The 16,117-nt window shown below is 34.3% G+C and carries 15 protein-coding genes and 1 rRNA gene; 4 read left to right on the top strand and 12 right to left on the bottom strand.

Features of this window, described 5'->3' with window-relative positions; translation table 11 throughout:
- Positions 1-14: 14 nt before the first annotated feature.
- A 5S ribosomal RNA gene (gene rrf, locus NAT51_RS18745) occupies positions 15-124 on the top strand.
- Positions 125-514: 390 nt separating this feature from the next.
- Here the strand turns inward: rrf and NAT51_RS18740 are convergent.
- The 8 genes from NAT51_RS18740 to NAT51_RS18705 all read right to left on the bottom strand — a co-directional run bounded on the left by NAT51_RS18740 (position 515) and on the right by NAT51_RS18705 (position 8,576).
- Complete coding sequence (locus NAT51_RS18740; protein WP_250601463.1) at positions 515-1,249, bottom strand: acyl-[acyl-carrier-protein] thioesterase; 735 nt, start codon at positions 1,247-1,249, stop codon at positions 515-517.
- A 10-nt stretch (positions 1,250-1,259) separates the two neighbouring features.
- Positions 1,260-2,183, bottom strand: a complete 924-nt coding sequence (gene miaA, locus NAT51_RS18735; protein ID WP_250601461.1) for a tRNA (adenosine(37)-N6)-dimethylallyltransferase MiaA — start codon at positions 2,181-2,183, stop codon at positions 1,260-1,262.
- Between the two features lie 30 nt (positions 2,184-2,213).
- Positions 2,214-3,575, bottom strand: a complete 1,362-nt coding sequence (locus NAT51_RS18730; RefSeq protein WP_250601465.1) for an exonuclease domain-containing protein — start codon at positions 3,573-3,575, stop codon at positions 2,214-2,216.
- Positions 3,576-3,673: 98 nt separating this feature from the next.
- Entirely contained in the window at positions 3,674-4,330 is a 657-nt protein-coding gene (locus NAT51_RS18725; protein ID WP_250601459.1) for a YggS family pyridoxal phosphate-dependent enzyme, read from the bottom strand.
- Position 4,331: 1 nt separating this feature from the next.
- Positions 4,332-5,387, bottom strand: a complete 1,056-nt coding sequence (locus tag NAT51_RS18720) for an acyltransferase family protein (protein WP_250601457.1) — start codon at positions 5,385-5,387, stop codon at positions 4,332-4,334.
- 12 nt (positions 5,388-5,399) lie between these two features.
- Positions 5,400-6,617, bottom strand: a complete 1,218-nt coding sequence (locus NAT51_RS18715) for a DUF1015 domain-containing protein (protein WP_250601455.1) — start codon at positions 6,615-6,617, stop codon at positions 5,400-5,402.
- Between the two features lie 73 nt (positions 6,618-6,690).
- On the bottom strand, positions 6,691-7,581 hold the full coding sequence (locus NAT51_RS18710) for a 3-hydroxyacyl-CoA dehydrogenase family protein (protein ID WP_250601453.1): 891 nt from the start codon (positions 7,579-7,581) through the stop codon (positions 6,691-6,693).
- Between the two features lie 29 nt (positions 7,582-7,610).
- On the bottom strand, positions 7,611-8,576 hold the full coding sequence (locus tag NAT51_RS18705) for a Gfo/Idh/MocA family protein (protein ID WP_250601451.1): 966 nt from the start codon (positions 8,574-8,576) through the stop codon (positions 7,611-7,613).
- Positions 8,577-8,765: 189 nt separating this feature from the next.
- On the opposite strand from NAT51_RS18705, the gene NAT51_RS18700 reads away from it, so the two are divergent.
- A complete protein-coding gene (locus NAT51_RS18700; RefSeq protein WP_250601449.1) occupies positions 8,766-9,407 on the top strand; it encodes a protein-L-isoaspartate(D-aspartate) O-methyltransferase in 642 nt (213 codons plus the stop codon).
- Here NAT51_RS18700 and smpB read toward each other — a convergent pair.
- Positions 9,404-9,856 (bottom strand): SsrA-binding protein SmpB, encoded by a 453-nt coding sequence (gene smpB / locus NAT51_RS18695; RefSeq protein WP_250601447.1) that lies wholly within the window; start codon positions 9,854-9,856, stop codon positions 9,404-9,406. The two genes, NAT51_RS18700 and smpB, sit on opposite strands and share 4 nt — an antisense overlap.
- Before the next feature lie 182 nt (positions 9,857-10,038).
- On the opposite strand from smpB, the gene NAT51_RS18690 reads away from it, so the two are divergent.
- The gene (locus NAT51_RS18690; protein WP_250601445.1) at positions 10,039-11,544 is read left to right on the top strand and encodes a S8 family peptidase; all 1,506 of its coding nucleotides are present in this window, start codon (positions 10,039-10,041) and stop codon (positions 11,542-11,544) included.
- A gap of 63 nt (positions 11,545-11,607) precedes the next feature.
- Here the strand turns inward: NAT51_RS18690 and NAT51_RS18685 are convergent, their stop codons facing one another.
- From NAT51_RS18685 to NAT51_RS18675, 3 genes are read right to left on the bottom strand one after another with little or no spacing between them, the layout of a single operon-like run.
- Positions 11,608-13,821 carry a TonB-dependent receptor plug domain-containing protein gene (locus tag NAT51_RS18685; RefSeq protein ID WP_250601443.1) on the bottom strand — a complete coding sequence of 738 codons (2,214 nt, stop codon included), beginning with the start codon at positions 13,819-13,821 and terminating at the stop codon, positions 11,608-11,610.
- Between the two features lie 55 nt (positions 13,822-13,876).
- Entirely contained in the window at positions 13,877-14,434 is a 558-nt protein-coding gene (locus tag NAT51_RS18680; RefSeq protein WP_250601441.1) for a GNAT family N-acetyltransferase, read from the bottom strand.
- 3 nt (positions 14,435-14,437) lie between these two features.
- Complete coding sequence (locus tag NAT51_RS18675) at positions 14,438-15,286, bottom strand: aldose 1-epimerase family protein (protein ID WP_250601439.1); 849 nt, start codon at positions 15,284-15,286, stop codon at positions 14,438-14,440.
- 246 nt (positions 15,287-15,532) lie between these two features.
- On the opposite strand from NAT51_RS18675, the gene NAT51_RS18670 reads away from it, so the two are divergent.
- Positions 15,533-16,054: a hypothetical protein gene (locus tag NAT51_RS18670; protein WP_250601437.1), complete on the top strand. Its 522-nt coding sequence runs from the start codon at positions 15,533-15,535 to the stop codon at positions 16,052-16,054.
- Positions 16,055-16,117: the final 63 nt, after the last annotated feature.

The raw sequence follows: 16,117 nt of genomic DNA, 5'->3' as shown, positions 1-16,117 counted from the left end.
CTGCAAGAAGACCTTAAGGTGGTTATTGCGGCGGGGCTCACCTCTTCCCATTTCGAACAGAGAAGTTAAGCCCGCCTGCGCAGATGGTACTGCAATCCTGTGGGAGAGTATGTCGCCGCCTTTCTTTAGTGAAGCCCAGCTTTTTTAAGCTGGGCTTTCTTTTTTTATAAATACCTGAAGTCCACTGGACTTCCTCCTCTTAATATCAAATACTCGATTCGGGCTATGCCCTCGGGTCTTTAGAAAACCCTATCCAAACGGATAGGGTTTTTTGTTTTGTATCATTTGATGTATCAAAATAACCTGAAGTCTACTGGGTTTACTACTCTTAATATCAAATGCCCGGTTTGAACTACTTCCCCTGGTCTTTTGAAACTCTATCCAAAACGGATAGGGTTTTTTGTTTTAATTGCTATAGTAGGAGAATTAATCATTCAACCAGTGCATAAAAAGGATTGTGTACTTTTGAAACTAGTGATTTTTTGAGGCATAAAAAAAGACTCTTGATGGAGTCTTAATTATTAAGTAGAAGGGCAAAACAAACTTTATCCTGTTTAGTAATGGTGAAAAAGTTTCTTTCGGTATTGGATAGAATCTCAATAGTGTCATTCCAATTTAATTCTTTTAAAAAGTTCATTTCCAGACTTCTTATTGATTGATTTAAGATGCATTTAGGAGATATTGTGTCTAAGCACCATTCTAAATATTTTGTATTATTGGCATGATTTACTATATCTAAATCGGATAATACAACTTTATGATCTTTTATTTTTTGGACACCTTCATGTAACATATTGATTCTGGAAAATGAAATTGTAGTAGCTTTCCAGTCAGGGTATTTCTCAAAATGTTCATGAGGTAATGCCAATGATTCTGATTTTCTCAATTGGGTATTGAATACAGCCCAATATGTTGTTGCACCGACTATTTTCTTTCCTTCCAGATACATTTCAATATTTCGTATGGATTTATTTCCTTCTAAGCTCTCAATCCACGTCTTTACAGTGACTTTGTCCATCCATTTGGGTAAGGCTTCTATTTCAATGCGGATACGGCTTAAAACCCATGCCTGATGATGGATTTGCATATCATTAAAACTCAAACCTCCTAAAATTGAATGCTCAGCAGCAGTCAATTGAAGTACATTGCATAAATCAACATATTTAAGAAGTCCATTAGGGGCACATTGGGTGAAATTAATTTCCCACTCATGTGAATATACTGAGGAAAAGTTATCTGATATTGCCAATTTAATATGCTTAATAATTAATTTTTGAATTTACATAACGGATAATTTCATCTGTATCTATTAAATAATCAAACCATTCTGTTTTTTCAGTCCGGTTAAACCAAGTCATCTGACGTTTAGCAAAACGGCGTGTATTCTTTTTAATTTCTTCAATTGCAAAGTCTAAACTGATATTTTCGTCTAAATAATCAAATAATTCCCTATAGCCGACTGTTTGCAATGCATTAAGGTTTTTATTTGGGTATAATTCTTTTACTTCGTCCAATAAACCTTGGCTCATCATTATATCAACTCGTTGGTTGATTCTTTCATACATTTTTTCCCGGGCAGCCTTCAATCCGATTATAATTGGAATAAAATCCCGCTTGGTTTTTCTAATGCCAATAAATGAAGAATATGGTTTTCCCGAACCTTGACAGACTTCCAGAAAACGTTTCATACGCTGGGGATTTTTTAATGTCTGGGGATTTTCCGATTCCAATTTATTATAGTAACCAGGGTCTGTTTTTTTTAATTCCGTTTGAAGGTATTCTATTCCTTCGTTTTCAAATTTTAAATTAATGTATTCTCTTACAGAAGGTTCTATTTCAGGGAATTCATCAAATCCTTTTAAAACGGCATCTACATATAAACCAGAACCGCCAACCATGATTTGGACTGTATTTTTCTTAAATAATGTGTCTAGTTTGTTTAAAGCATCAACTTCAAAATCCCCAACGGTATAATTTTCAAATATTGAGATGTTTTGAATGAAATGATGATTCGCCTGTGATAGTTCTTCTTGATTAGGAACTGCAGTACCAATGTACATTTCTTTAAAAAACTGACGGCTGTCACATGAAATGATATCACAACCGAAATGTTGTGCTAACTTGATGCTTAAAGCAGTTTTTCCTATAGCAGTCGGTCCTATTATGGTAATTAAATAATTCATTTGGTTCGAAATGAGAGTAAATAACCGGAATTAAAATTTTACAATCTTCATTACCCTTCTTTTGTTGATGTAATTCTGGATGATATTACGGGTATCTCTATTATTCTGCATTGAGATAATAATATTTTTTAATATTTCAATATTATTGATTTGGTAATTTAAATCGTAAAAGCAATACCCTTTATAAATGCCGCTTTCAATTAAAACTGCACTTCGTTCGTTTATATTTCGGCCTTTGTCGATAATGACCATGTTTTGATTGTTGAACTGATGGTTTTCAATAAAATCCATCACTCTATTATTATATTCCTCTGGATTTTCTTTATCGATACAAGCACCGTTACATTGTTTTATATCATACTGGAAACAATTTTTAGTTGTATCGTAAAGACCGTTTATTTTTTGACATAACTGGTACTTCTCTGTTATTTTGAAGAGCGCATTTTTGCCTTCCTGTGCAGTTGAAAATGATGTTATTTCTTTTTTTCTGCCGTCAGCTTTTAAAACTTTTAAGGATAGATATCCTTTTTTATCTTTTTCGGCATATAGTGCCCAAGGGAATATGGTTTTCCGTTGGGAACGATTATAAATTGGTTTATTGATTTTAATTTCTTCACTTTCTTTTAAAAGAGCGATAAGTTCACTACCGGTTTCTTCAAATGTAACGGTATAAACCTCACGTTGTATTTTTTTGCTTTTATTTGAAGAATTTGTAAAATGCTGATTGACCCTTTTTTTGATGTTTTTACTTTTTCCGATGTATATTAAATCACCTTTTTCATTATGGATATAATAAATACCGGTTTTTGAAGGTAAAGATTCAACAATGTCCAATAATTTTGGAGACATGCCAGATTTTGCCTCTGTTTTGATAAATGTTTTAACGATACTTTTTTTGGTATCTTTAGCTAAAAGCATTTTGAATAGTTTTACCGTTGCCATTGCGTCACCACTGGCTCTGTGTCTGTCGGCAACTGGTATTCCTAATCCCCGGACTAATTTTCCTAAACTGTAAGAGGGCTGATCCGGAATTAATTTTTTGGATAATTCAACAGTACAAAGTGTTGGTTTTTGAAAGTGAAAACCTAAACGTCTGAACTCAGTACGCAGAATTCTGTAGTCAAATGAAGCGTTATGGGCTACAATGGTACATCCTTCAGTTATTTCTATAATCCGTTTAGCTACTTCATAGAATTTTGGCGCACTGCGCAACATGGCGTTGTTAATACCTGTCAGTTTTACTACAAAGGGCTGTATGGGAATTTCCGGATTCACCAGACTTATAAACTGATCTACCACCTCATGGCCATCAAATTTATAAATGGCTATCTCGGTAATACCTTCTTCATTGTATTGACCTCCGGTGGTTTCTATGTCAAGTATTGCGTAAATTGTTCTTTATGTTTTTAACAGACTGTAATTAGCTTTTATTTATTGCAAAGGTAATGATATCACTAGGAAAAGTTGTACTAATTGCTTTTTGAAAGCGATTATCTTGTTCCAAAGATACTACTTCCTATGCGAATCATAGTACTTCCGCATTCAATGGCAATCTGGTAATCTCCACTCATTCCCATGGAAAGGATTTGAAAGTTTGGATTTTTTTCCTGTGTTTTATCAAAAACACATTTTAAATAGTTAAATTCATTTCTGATTTGCTCCTGATTATCAGTGAATGTGGCCATACCCATTAAGCCTACGACATTTATATTTGTTGCCGAATCATCATTTTTGATATAATCCAGAATTTCATTTAATTCACTTTCATCCAAACCGAATTTGGTTTCTTCCTGAGCTATCGAAACCTGCAAAAGGCAATTCACCTTTTTACGCCATTTAATTCCTAAACGGTTAATTTCTTTTAAAAGCTTCAGACTATCAACTCCATGAATTAATTTCACATAAGGAATCATGAATTTGATTTTGTTGGTTTGAACGTGACCAATCATGTGCCATTCAATATCTTTAGGCATTTCCTGCCATTTTTCGGTCATTTCCTGGATTTTATTTTCCCCAAAAATACGTTGTCCGGCATTGTAGGCTTCCATTAAATCACTTACGGGTTTGGTTTTTGAAACCGCAATGAGTGTAACATCAGTTGGTAATGATAATTTTATGTTATTCAGGTTTTCAGATATTATTGACATCTTAATAAGTCTTAAGTTTTAAAAATTTCTTTTCAAAAAAATGATAAGAGAAATATGAAATTAATAGTGTAAAGATAAACACAGAAAAGTAAAATACCACAACTGAAACATTTTCAGGAGCAGAATAATGTATTCCGCTTTTTAAGTAAACAAAACCCATGAACTGAAAAACGATCGGATGATACATATATATACCATATGATATTTCACCAAGTTGTTTTAATGTGTTATTTTCTAATGGCTTGATTGGTTGTAAAGACAAAAAATAAATAGTAATTGAAAAATTAGCCATACATAACATATTGTACATACTGCTATCAAGATTACTTTTTAGAATATCTGTGAAAAAAACAAGAATTGTTATACTGAAAGAAGTATATGGAACTAATTTAGTTATTTTACTGAAGTCTTTTTTTAAGGATATATAGGCCATGATACCACTGAATGAAAAGAAGTAAAAATACATTCCGTATTTTAGTAAAGTTTTATTGATGATACTGTAGTGAGAAAAATAAAAGTAAATTATAGTAAACAGAATAAGAAAAATAAAACTGGATTTTGCTTTTAAATAGTAGATTACTGGAGCGATAAACAAATAAAATTGTTCTTCTATACCAATTGACCAAAGTACTTCGATGATTCCTCCGGGTTTGTAAGTTGCCAGAATATTGGGGAAAAAAGTCAATCCTAAAGCTAAGCAAGTGGCTATGTTATAACTTGGATCAGGAATATAACCGAATTTTGGTGCTATTAAATGATAAAATATAAGACCAATGAAAAATACCAGATAATACAAAGGAAAAATCCTCAACATTCTTCTCAGATAAAATTTTTTCAGATTGATTTTATTTCCTTTTTTTTCTAAAAACAGATTTCTTATAATTAAAAAACCACTAAGTGAAAAGAAAGCATAAACTGCTTCAGTTCCCCTGAAAAATAAAGGGAAATCATTGAAGTAAGGAAAACCTCTGTTGATGCAATATTCCGGTAAATGAAATAAAACAACAAATGATGCTAAAAAAAAGCGGATTGAAGTTAAATTGGGAAGACGGTACATTTCAAACTGTCGTTACAATTCATACACCAAAAGACCACTTCTGAATTTCGGTTCGATATACGTACTTTTTGGAGGCATGATCAGGTTATTGTCGGCCAATAGTTTGATTTCATTGATGTCAGAAGGGTATAACATAAATCCGATTTCAAATTCGCCATCATCAATCATTTCCTTCATGTGTAAAATGGCTTGTTTTCCTGGAATATAATTGATACGCTCATCATTGCGTAAATCTCCGATGCCTAAAATCGGATTTAATACGGTATCATATAAAATCTGTGCGTCCAGATTTTCCAATATGCTTTTAGTTTTGTCTTTGAATTTGTATTCCAAGGCATAAAAACGGCCATCCAGATACATCCCGAATTCATATTTGTGTTTCGGTTGCCATAATTCACGCTTTTTATCTTTAATGATAAAATTTTCGGCCAGTAAACGGATAAAATCATCTTTATCGTGTCCGTTCAAATCCCTTATTACACGGTTGAATTCATAAATTTTCACATTGCTTTCGGCAATCAGAAAACTCATGAAATAATTCAAATTGGGGTTACCGGTTGATTTATCCTGATCGTAAAGCATTTTTGCTGAAGCCGAACGGTGGTGACCATCAGCAATATACAAATTGGGGATTTTGTCGAAATGGTCTACCAATAAATTGATTTCTGTTTCGGTATCTATTTTCCAAAGGGTGTGCTTTTCTTTATTCGTTGTCGAGAACTCGTATATAGGACGGCTTTTTTTGTGAATCGCAATAAAAGTATTGATTTCACTGCTGTCCGGATAAGTTATCAATACAGGTTCAGTATTAAATCCGGTTTGATGGAGGTAGTCTTTGAATAATTCGACACGATATTGAAGTGTATCTTCGTGTTTTTTAATCACATTTTGCTGATAATCTTCAATAGATGTTCCGGCTATTATTCCTGTGAATGTGTTGTTTTTGGTTTGGATTTCGTGTAAATAGAAAATAGGTTTTTCATCCTGAATCAAAATTTTATCATTTTTGAAATCCTTATACTTTAATGTAACTCCTTTAAAACGTTTGTCATTTGTTATACGTTGGGCATTAACATAAGCCGGATGGATGATATGCAGAAAGGAGTACGGATTAAAATTCAACCAGGCGGCAAGCTCGGAAGAACTGTAGTCATCATACATTCTGCAAGTCACCAAAGCCACTTTATCGGCAGCGGGGCGTACAGCTTTAAAAGGAATTATTTTACTCATTTATGCAATTGATAATCGACAATTAATAATTGATAATTAGCAGAACTATCAATTATCAATTATCCATTGTTAATTATTTTGAGAATTGTTTTGCTACTTTTTCAGCTTTTTTACTTTCGGAATAGTCATAAAAACCTTCTCCTGATTTTATACCTAATTTACCGGCCATTACCATGTTTACTAATAAAGGACATGGAGCATATTTAGGGTTTTTGAATCCGTCATACATAACGTTAAGGATAGATAAACATACATCCAACCCGATAAAATCAGCTAATTGTAATGGTCCCATCGGATGTGCCATTCCTAATTTCATCACCATATCAATTTCCTGAACACCGGCAACTCCGTTATATAAAGTTTCGATCGATTCGTTGATCATCGGCATTAAAATTCTGTTTGCCACAAAACCTGGATAATCGTTTACTTCCGTTGGAATTTTACCCAATTTTACCGATAAATCCATGATGATTTTGGTTACTTCATCCGATGTATTGTAGCCACGGATAATTTCCACTAATTTCATGATAGGCACCGGGTTCATGAAGTGCATTCCGATTACTCTTTCAGGATGTACAACCTGTGCAGCGATTTGGGTGATTGAAATAGAAGAAGTATTGGTTGCTAAAATTACATTGTGATCACAGATTTCACTTAATTGTTTGAAAATATTCAATTTTAAGCCTACATTTTCGGTAGCGGCTTCTACTACTAAATCACAACCTACCACACCATCTTTAACATCAGTATAAGTGATGATGTTACCGATAGTTTTATGTTTGTCTTCTTCAGTGATGGAACCTTTGGTAACCATACGGTCAAGGTTGGCAGCGATGGTTGCCATTCCTTTTTCCAATGATTTTTCAGAGATATCAATTAATTTAACGGTAAATCCTGATTGTGCAAATGTGTGGGCAATTCCGTTACCCATGGTTCCGGCTCCGATTACGGCTATATGTTTCATTGTATTATTTAGAATTATTTAGATGTAAATTATTTTTTCATTGAATCGATAATCTGATAAGCTACGCGTAACGCTTCAGTGGCTTGTTCCAAAGTAACTACAGGCGTTGTATTGTTGTTAATCGCAGCAGCAAATGACTCCAGTTCGTCCAATATGGCATTATTGGGTTCAACCGATGGATTATCATAGTAAATCTGCTTTTTAACACCTTCGGCATTTTGTAAAATCATATCAAAATCACCCGGTACTGCCGGCGCATCTTTCATTTTGACCACTTCACAGACTTTATCCAGATAATCAACCGAGATATAAGCATCTTTTTGGAAGAAACGTGACTTTCGCATGTTTTTCATCGAAATACGGCTCGATGTGATATTGGCCACGCATCCGTTTTCAAATTCCAATCGCGCATTGGCAATATCCGGAGAATCACTGATTACGGAAACACCGCTGGCATGAACCGTTTTTACTTTTGAATTGACAACACTCAAAATCGCATCGATATCATGGATCATTAAATCCAAAACTACGGGAACATCTGTGCCTCGTGGATTGAACTCAGCCAATCGGTGGGTTTCAATGAACATCGGGTTTTCGATTTTGTGTTTTACCGCTTTGAAAGCCGGATTGAATCGTTCCACATGTCCAACCTGTCCCTTGACATTATATTCATTAGCCAAAGCGATAATTTCTTCCGCTTCTTCAACCGTTGTGGCAATTGGCTTTTCGATAAAGACATGTTTGCCTGATTTTATCGCAACTTTAGCGCATTTGTAATGGGAAAGGGTAGGAGTTACAATATCCACAACGTCAACCGCGTGGATTAATTTGGCAATGGTATCAAATCGCTTATAGCCGAATTCGGCTGCTATTTTATCGGCATATTCGGCATTTTCATCATAAAAGCCTACTAATTCATATTGTTCAGATTGTTGAAGTAATCGTAAATGTATTTTTCCAAGGTGACCGGCACCTAAAACGCCTACTTTTAGCATATTAAACTATTTTTTATTTCATAACAGCTCGGGTTTCAGCCTCGAGTGAACAAAAATAAGTTTTTTAATTAAAAATTTGAGGTTTAAAGCAGAAAAATCATTGCATCAGGGAATTGAGTATAATTTTAAAATTTAGATTTTTAATTGTCAAATTCTTTCTAATTTTACCAAAAATAATACACTCCGAAATTGAAAGATACAGCCAAACATCAAGGACTTAGAAATCAGTTGGTAAACCTTCTAATCCAGAAAGGAATTACCGACAAGAACGTATTGGAAGCCATTAGAAAAATTCCGAGACATCTGTTTTTAAACTCAAGTTTTGAAGATTTTGCGTATCAGGATAAACCTTTTCCCATAGGTGCCGGTCAAACCATATCACAACCATATACAGTTGCTTTCCAAACCGAATTACTTGAAGTGAAGAAAGATGATAAGGTTTTGGAAATTGGTACCGGTAGTGGTTATCAGACAGCTGTTTTGTTTACAATGGGTGCCAAAGTTTTCTCAATTGAAAGACAAAATGAGTTATTTAAGAAAACGTCAGTTTTATTGCCAAAAATGGGAATCAGACCAAAGCATTTGTCTTTTGGTGACGGATACAAAGGTTTGCCGAATTTTGCACCGTTCGACAGTATAATTGTAACGGCCGGAGCCCCTTTTATTCCGCAACCACTAATGGCTCAACTAAAAATAGGCGGAAGGTTGGTTATTCCTGTCGGTGAAGATATTCAGGTCATGACTTTACTGATCCGAAAATCGGAGACCCAGTTCGAAAAACATGAATTCGGGGATTTTCGTTTTGTCCCTTTATTGGAAGATAAAAATTAAAAAGATTTTTTGATACGGTCCAAATCTCTTTTGTTATCGCGGTCTTTGATGGTTTCGCGTTTGTCGTAATTTTTCTTACCGCGGCAAAGCGCTATATCCAATTTGGCCAATCCTTTTTCATTGGTAAACAAACGCAATGGAATAATAGTTAATCCTTTATTCTGGACATCTTTCAATAAACCTTTTAATTCTTTTTTGTTTAAAAGAAGTTTACGTTCGCTTTTAGCTTTGTGGTTATAATGTGTACCATAAAGATATTCTTCGATATGCGAATTGATTACAAATAATTCAGTACCACTGAATTCACAAAAACTTTCGGCAATTGATGCCTTTCCTAAACGTATCGATTTGATTTCAGTACCGGTTAATACAATACCGGCTGTGTATCTATCAATAATTTCGTAGTCAAATTTTGCTCTTTTGTTAAGTATGTTAATCGTTTTCTGCATAGGGAAGCAAATTTAGAAACTTAATTCATATTCCTGATGCTTTAACTATGATTATTTTTTAATGTCTTGAAAGTGAGTATTTTGTAATTCATCGGTATTTTAGTGCATTTCATCGATTTTGTAGTATTAATATTACATAAAATTAATAGCTTAGAAATGTTAACAAACTAAAAACCAACCAAATGAAAAACAAATTTTTAAAATTCTGCTTCATTGCAGTAATTGGATTCAGTTCGTGTACCCAGGACGATTTACAATCAGATGAAATTGTAATAAGCGAGAGTCAGAAAAACCCATTGACAGCACAGGAAATTGTTACTCAGATTGATCAGTCTTTTGCAAAAAAAGGGTCTTTTAAATGGAATGAAGCCAATGATCACTTGCTTTGGAGTGCCTTGAAAAACGGTCATAGCATCTGTTCCATTGGATTTGGAGATACCAAAAACGATTTTGACAGAAGTAAATCCAATAGAGCTGTTGAATATCAGAACAGTATTTTGGATATTATCAGAAAATATGAGGGTAAAGAAACACCGAAATTTTTATTGGGTTCAGATCCATATTTGAATCAAATAGATGTAATTATCGAAAATCAGGAAACGGTTATTGCCTTGCGCAAAAACAAATTCATCCGTTATGTTGAGCCTTCTGATTTCAGGTATTTTGATTATAAAAACCAAAACCAAAGATCAGATTCTGGATCTAGTTCAGGTTGTGGGTATTCGACAGAAACAATCGGAACCGGCGATTATACAACAATTGCACCGAATGCAAAATTACCATGGGCTTTTCCAAAGCATAATATTCAGAATGCATGGACTTACAGCACTGGTCAAGGTGTTACAATCGGAGTTGTCGATACTGGTGCATCTACAAATAATTCATTGTTAAACGGCAGTTTCAATAATGGATATTCGTCAGGAAGAACTGTGCAGCGTTTCGGTGTTTATGTCGATTCAATCTGGCCTTGGAGCACAGGAACAGACGGTGTGGATGATAAGTGTGGTCACGGAACCAGTATGTCTTCTGTTGCAACTGCGCCAAGAAACGATAAAGGCCAGCCGTTAGGCGTAGCTTATAATGCCAATTTAATTGCTTACCGTGCCGCAGCTAACGTTGTAGTGGAAGGATATCATGAACATAACGGTGTAAAAAATGCATTCACAGGATTAGCTAATAATTCTAATGTGAAGATTATTTCAATGTCTATGGGACATATTATTTCCATCGGTAAAATTGAGGATGGTATAAAATATGCTTACAGTAAAGGGAAATTAATTTTTTGTGCAGGTGGAACTTCTACAAGCTTTACTTCTTTTGTAGGTGTTATTTTTCCTGCCTGGATGGGTGAAACAGTTGCCGTGACTGGTATTAAAGAGGCTTCAACCTATCAGGCTTGTGATGTGTGCCATACAGGGGGTAAAATTGATTTTACAATCATGATGCAAAGAACTTCAGGGAAAAGTGTTCCGGTTAACAGTTATTATGATGCAGGGGGAGATTATGTGGGAGGTTCTTCAGTTGCTACAGCCACAACAGCCGGTATAGCTGCATTGGTTTGGGCTAAAAACCCAGGTTGGAACCGTGATCAGGTACTGAATAAAATGCGCCAGACTTCACATTTGTATCCTAACAAGCATGCTGAGTTTGGCTATGGAATGCCTAATGCTTTACTTGCTGTGCAGTAATCTATATAAAAGTAAACAAAAATGCCCGGTTTATCCGGGCATTTTTAATTATAATTGATAAGATTAAAAACTTATCTTGGTTCCAAAGTAGATATTTCTTCCGGGAGCATTAATACCGGATGCAAAAACACGGTATTGAATATCCAAAATATTTTCTACACCGGCATACACTGATAGTGCTTTCATAACTTTTGCCCCAGCTTTGAAATTATAGGTTTGCCATGCAGGCATTCCGTTTGCAGGTGCATATTGTAAATTATCTTCTCCGCTGCTTGAGTAATCTTTTAAATCTTTTTTTCCGTTATATAACATGTTTAAATCCAAGTTCAGCCACTTGTTTTCGAAATTGAATCCTATTTTGCCATAATTTGGTGAAATATGGTCTAAAGGTCTTTCCGTTTTATCCTCATTAACCACACGTCCGTAAGTGAAATTGTAGCTTCCGTAAAATTTAAATTCTTTTATAATGTTCCATTTCAAACTTGTTGAATATCCGCATATATAACCCTGATCCCTGTTCTGTGATGCATAAACATCGGCAGGATATCCATTGTAGTCAATGGTACTTTGTCCTTCATAAGTAAATCGGTCGACAGCAATTACATCAAACAATCGGGTGTAAAATGCTATGTTTTCAAATTCAAGGGTCTTTTTGTTATTATAGATGGTAATTCCTAAATCACCCGTAATGTTTTTTTCAGGTTTGATGTTTGGATTTGGAACATAAAGTGTACCGTTTTGTGTAGGTGAACCGGTTGTGGTTTCAAATACTTTGGCTAAATCATCAATATTTGGTGTTCTAAAACCGGTTGCGATATTAAAGGCAACTTTTACAGTTTTGGTTGTATTGTTTACAATCCCTGCAGTTGCACTGTAAGTAAAGTTTTTTTGTTCAATTGTATTGAAAGGGAAAGGGAAGAATGTTTTGTCCTTAAATTCACTCGATAAAGTTGTATAACCAGCTCTTGCACCTAAATTATAAGAAGTCGATTCGTTGATTTTAGCAAAATAAGTGGCAAATGCATCAGTGCGTAATGTGAAATTTTTACCATCTGGATATCTTGTACTGATATCAGAAATAGCCCCCGTTTGTATATTTCTTGCATGTGCTTTTGAATTCAAATCGTCATAGAAGGCTTCTACACCATATAATAATTCACCATTTCCGATTTTTGCTTTTAAATCGGCATTTATTGAGTAAACTTTTACTTTTTCCACTCTTGTTTCTTCACTCGGATTGTTTCGGCTTCTGTTGATGCGGCTTTCTTCAATATCCTGGAAGTTAGCTCCAATTGACAAATCACTATTTAAAAATGCTTTGTCTTTTGTGAATTTATAGCCTGCCAAAATTCTTTTTTGCGGACCGTAATTCCAGGTTGCATATCTTAAATTTCCGTTTCTGATATCGGTTAAGCGGTCATAACGGGGAATATCGGATGTTGTTGAGAATTGAAGGTTTAAATTGTGTGAAGTGGTTTCATTCGGTTTGAACAAAATCTTTTGCATCGCATTGTATTGTTTGTAACCTGAAAATTTTTGTACATAAGGATCCGGGTTAGCAACAATATTGTCAACTCCGTTAACGGTTTCTACATAAAAAGGACGCAAACCGAAAAAATCATTATTTCCATTCTTTTTCTTACCCATTTTCAGGTCATCAAAATCATTGTAGGAAACAGCTGTTAATGTTGCCCATTTCTCTCCCGAATACCTGAAGTCGAAATAACCTGATTTCTCTTTGTTGACAGTTGCATATCTTGAATTCAATGAACCAGAGAACGCTTTACCGTTATTTTCGGAGAGAAGTAATGGCTTTTTTGTAATAAGGTTTATCGCTCCACCCATGGCATCACTTCCGTAAGGAGTCGAAGCTGATCCGAAAAGGATATCCGCATTTTCAAGCATGTTTTCATCAACCGTAATAACATTTTGTAAATGGCCTCCACGGTAAATAAGATTGTTCATGCGTACTCCGTCAACCAATAATAAAATGCGGCTTGATTCAAATCCTCTGATTACAGGACTACCACCGCCTTGTTGAGATTTTTGGACGAATAGTTTACCTGAATTGGATAACATTTCAGCAGTTGTCTGGAAATTGCCAAATTCAATCTCTTTTTGGGTAATAGTCTGTATTTGTTGTGGATTTCTTTTATTTGAAGTGATATAACGCTGTGTTTCCAGCTTTACTTCTTCGAGATTTTTGATTGAATCGTTTGTTTGTGAAAATCCTGTAAATGAACCGGCTAAGGCTATCAGGGATAACGTTTTTTTCATGGTTTGGTTAATTTTTTAGTGTGTTTGGTTTTGTTTGATAAATGTATTTAAATGGTTACTGTTTGTTACTTTTTAATAGTGAATAGATAACAGAATCGATGAATTTTCCATCATAAAATTCATTTTCTTTAAAATGTGCTTCTTTGACAAATCCGTTCTTTTCCAGAACTTTTGCCGAACCAAGATTTTCAGGATCAATAATTGCTTCAAGGGAATGCATGTTCATTTTTTCAAAACCATAATCCACAATTAGTTTTATGGCTTCCGTAGCGATTCCTTTTCCATGCGCTTCAGGTAAGAGCATATAGCCAATTTCAGATCGGTAATGTTCCCACTTTATTCTGTAGTGACCAATGATACCCAATAATTTATTGTTGGGTTTCAGTGTAATTGCCCAATTGATACCTTCATTGTTCTCAATTTTATCCTGAATCATTTTGATGTGGCCCAATGCTTCCTCATGATTGGTAACCAATGGTCTTGGAATGTATTTCATGGTGTCGGGATTGCTTCGTAATTCGAATGCTTCCTGAACGTCATCGGGAGTGATTTGTCTTAAAAGTAATCGGTCAGATTCTAAATTAATAAAGGGTAAAAATGAAAATGGTTCCATGGTTTATAGTATTGATATCGTTATTGAAGCTGTAAATTCTTCTTCTTTCTTTAAAATTGTAATGCCTTCTTTTTTGAAAATATCACCTGATGTATTGGCGTTATCGGCAAAACCGTTCCAGGGTTCGATACATAAGAAGGGAGCATCCGGTTTTGTCCAAACACCAAGATTCGGGAAACCATCAACTGTAACAGCTAAGTAAGGAATATTATTTTTAAGAATGGTAATTTTTTTAGAATTAAATTGTTTCAAGACAATAGCATCTTTTTCGAAATAGGAATAGGATAGGGGAAGACTTCCGTTTTGCAACTTAATAGGATAGGTTTTGCCTGAAAAATTTTCATTTTCAAGTTCATGCGAAATTAATACATGATCATTTTCAAAAAGTAAACCATAATCTTCAAAATGAGAGCCAATTTTAAATGCAGGATGGGCGCCAATTGAAAATGGCATTTCTCCCTCCGAATTGTTTCTGACTGTGTATTTAATTTCCAAAGTGTTATTTGATAAGGTATATTCAAGTATCAATTCAAACCGGAAAGGATATTCTAAAAGTGTTTTTTCATTCTCTTTCAATGAGAAAGTAACTGATGATTCACTTTTTTGCAATACTTCAAATTCATAATTTCTTGCAAAACCATGTCTTGGTAAGCTATATTGTTTGCAGGATAGGGTATAAATGTCATTTTTCAGTCTTCCTACAATCGGAAATAAAACAGGAGAGGTTTTGTTCCAAAATTGCTCGTCAATTGTCCAAATGTAGTTTTTGCCTTTACTTTGAAATTCAACTAATTCGGCTCCAAAAGGATTGATTGAGACATATGTATCAAGGTGTTTGAGTCTGATTGTCATTTTAATATTTCGTTAGGAAACCCTTAACAGGCTTTAAGATAAAATTCCTGCTAAATTAAACATTAGATTTTTAACATAGTATAAACGATTAATTAACAGCCGCATTTTGTAATTAGGGCTAATTTTACTTCAATATCTTTTTAATCTCCAAAGACATTATTTAATCATCAATCATTTCGTTTTCAAAAGTTGATTTTTGAAAGCAGTTTTTAATTTTCAATAATGTCTAATTTAAATTTTTAAGGTATGAAATTATCAATTCTTGCACTAGTTGTATCAATGTTTTCAGTTTCTGTTTTTGGACAGAGCAATGAAGAAAAAGAGTTAAAATCGGATGAATTACCAACAGTTGTAATTAAAAAAGCCGGTGAAGATTTTTCAGTTTATCTGCCTGATAAAAATCCAGACATGAGAGTCCGGGAAATGCAGAAAAAATTTATTGGGTATAATTTAGGAAAAACCCCTGACGGATATGATGAGTATTTGGTTTTCTTTGAAGCTGAAGATGCATCATTAGCTGCTACTTACAATGAAAAAGGAAAATTAATCAGAGTAGTGGAACGCTATGAAAAAGTGAAATTACCAAGAGAAGTTATTTTCTCAGTGTATAAAGAATTCCCAGGTTGGACCATCGTTCATGATAAATTCTTTTACACTCAAAGTAATGGAGATGTAGTGAAAAAGCAATACAACCTTAAACTAAAAAAAGAAAAAGATATTAAAAGAATAGTAGTTGACCCTAACGGTAGTATTATCGCAGGTATTTAATCAATCAAAAAATCAAAAAGTAAAAAAGGCTGACGGTAATCCGTGCAGCCTTTTTTATAACCA

Origin of the sequence: Flavobacterium amniphilum (assembly GCF_023634845.1) — a bacterium.
GTDB lineage: Bacteria > Bacteroidota > Bacteroidia > Flavobacteriales > Flavobacteriaceae > Flavobacterium > Flavobacterium amniphilum.
This window is presented reverse-complemented; position numbering and strand designations above follow the sequence as displayed.

What these genes read in the sequence shown, in the direction of transcription:
- NAT51_RS18725 (WP_250601459.1), bottom strand. Translation starts at nt 4,330, where the DNA reads ATGTCAATAATATCTGAAAACCTGAATAACATAAAATTATCATTACCA.
- NAT51_RS18675 (WP_250601439.1), bottom strand. Translation starts at nt 15,286, where the DNA reads ATGACAATCAGACTCAAACACCTTGATACATATGTCTCAATCAATCCT.
- NAT51_RS18715 (WP_250601455.1), bottom strand. Translation starts at nt 6,617, where the DNA reads ATGAGTAAAATAATTCCTTTTAAAGCTGTACGCCCCGCTGCCGATAAA.
- NAT51_RS18720 (WP_250601457.1), bottom strand. Translation starts at nt 5,387, where the DNA reads ATGTACCGTCTTCCCAATTTAACTTCAATCCGCTTTTTTTTAGCATCA.
- NAT51_RS18690 (WP_250601445.1), top strand. Translation starts at nt 10,039, where the DNA reads ATGAAAAACAAATTTTTAAAATTCTGCTTCATTGCAGTAATTGGATTC.
- NAT51_RS18705 (WP_250601451.1), bottom strand. Translation starts at nt 8,576, where the DNA reads ATGCTAAAAGTAGGCGTTTTAGGTGCCGGTCACCTTGGAAAAATACAT.
- NAT51_RS18680 (WP_250601441.1), bottom strand. Translation starts at nt 14,434, where the DNA reads ATGGAACCATTTTCATTTTTACCCTTTATTAATTTAGAATCTGACCGA.
- NAT51_RS18710 (WP_250601453.1), bottom strand. Translation starts at nt 7,581, where the DNA reads ATGAAACATATAGCCGTAATCGGAGCCGGAACCATGGGTAACGGAATT.
- miaA (WP_250601461.1), bottom strand. Translation starts at nt 2,183, where the DNA reads ATGAATTATTTAATTACCATAATAGGACCGACTGCTATAGGAAAAACT.
- NAT51_RS18685 (WP_250601443.1), bottom strand. Translation starts at nt 13,821, where the DNA reads ATGAAAAAAACGTTATCCCTGATAGCCTTAGCCGGTTCATTTACAGGA.
- NAT51_RS18670 (WP_250601437.1), top strand. Translation starts at nt 15,533, where the DNA reads ATGAAATTATCAATTCTTGCACTAGTTGTATCAATGTTTTCAGTTTCT.
- smpB (WP_250601447.1), bottom strand. Translation starts at nt 9,856, where the DNA reads ATGCAGAAAACGATTAACATACTTAACAAAAGAGCAAAATTTGACTAC.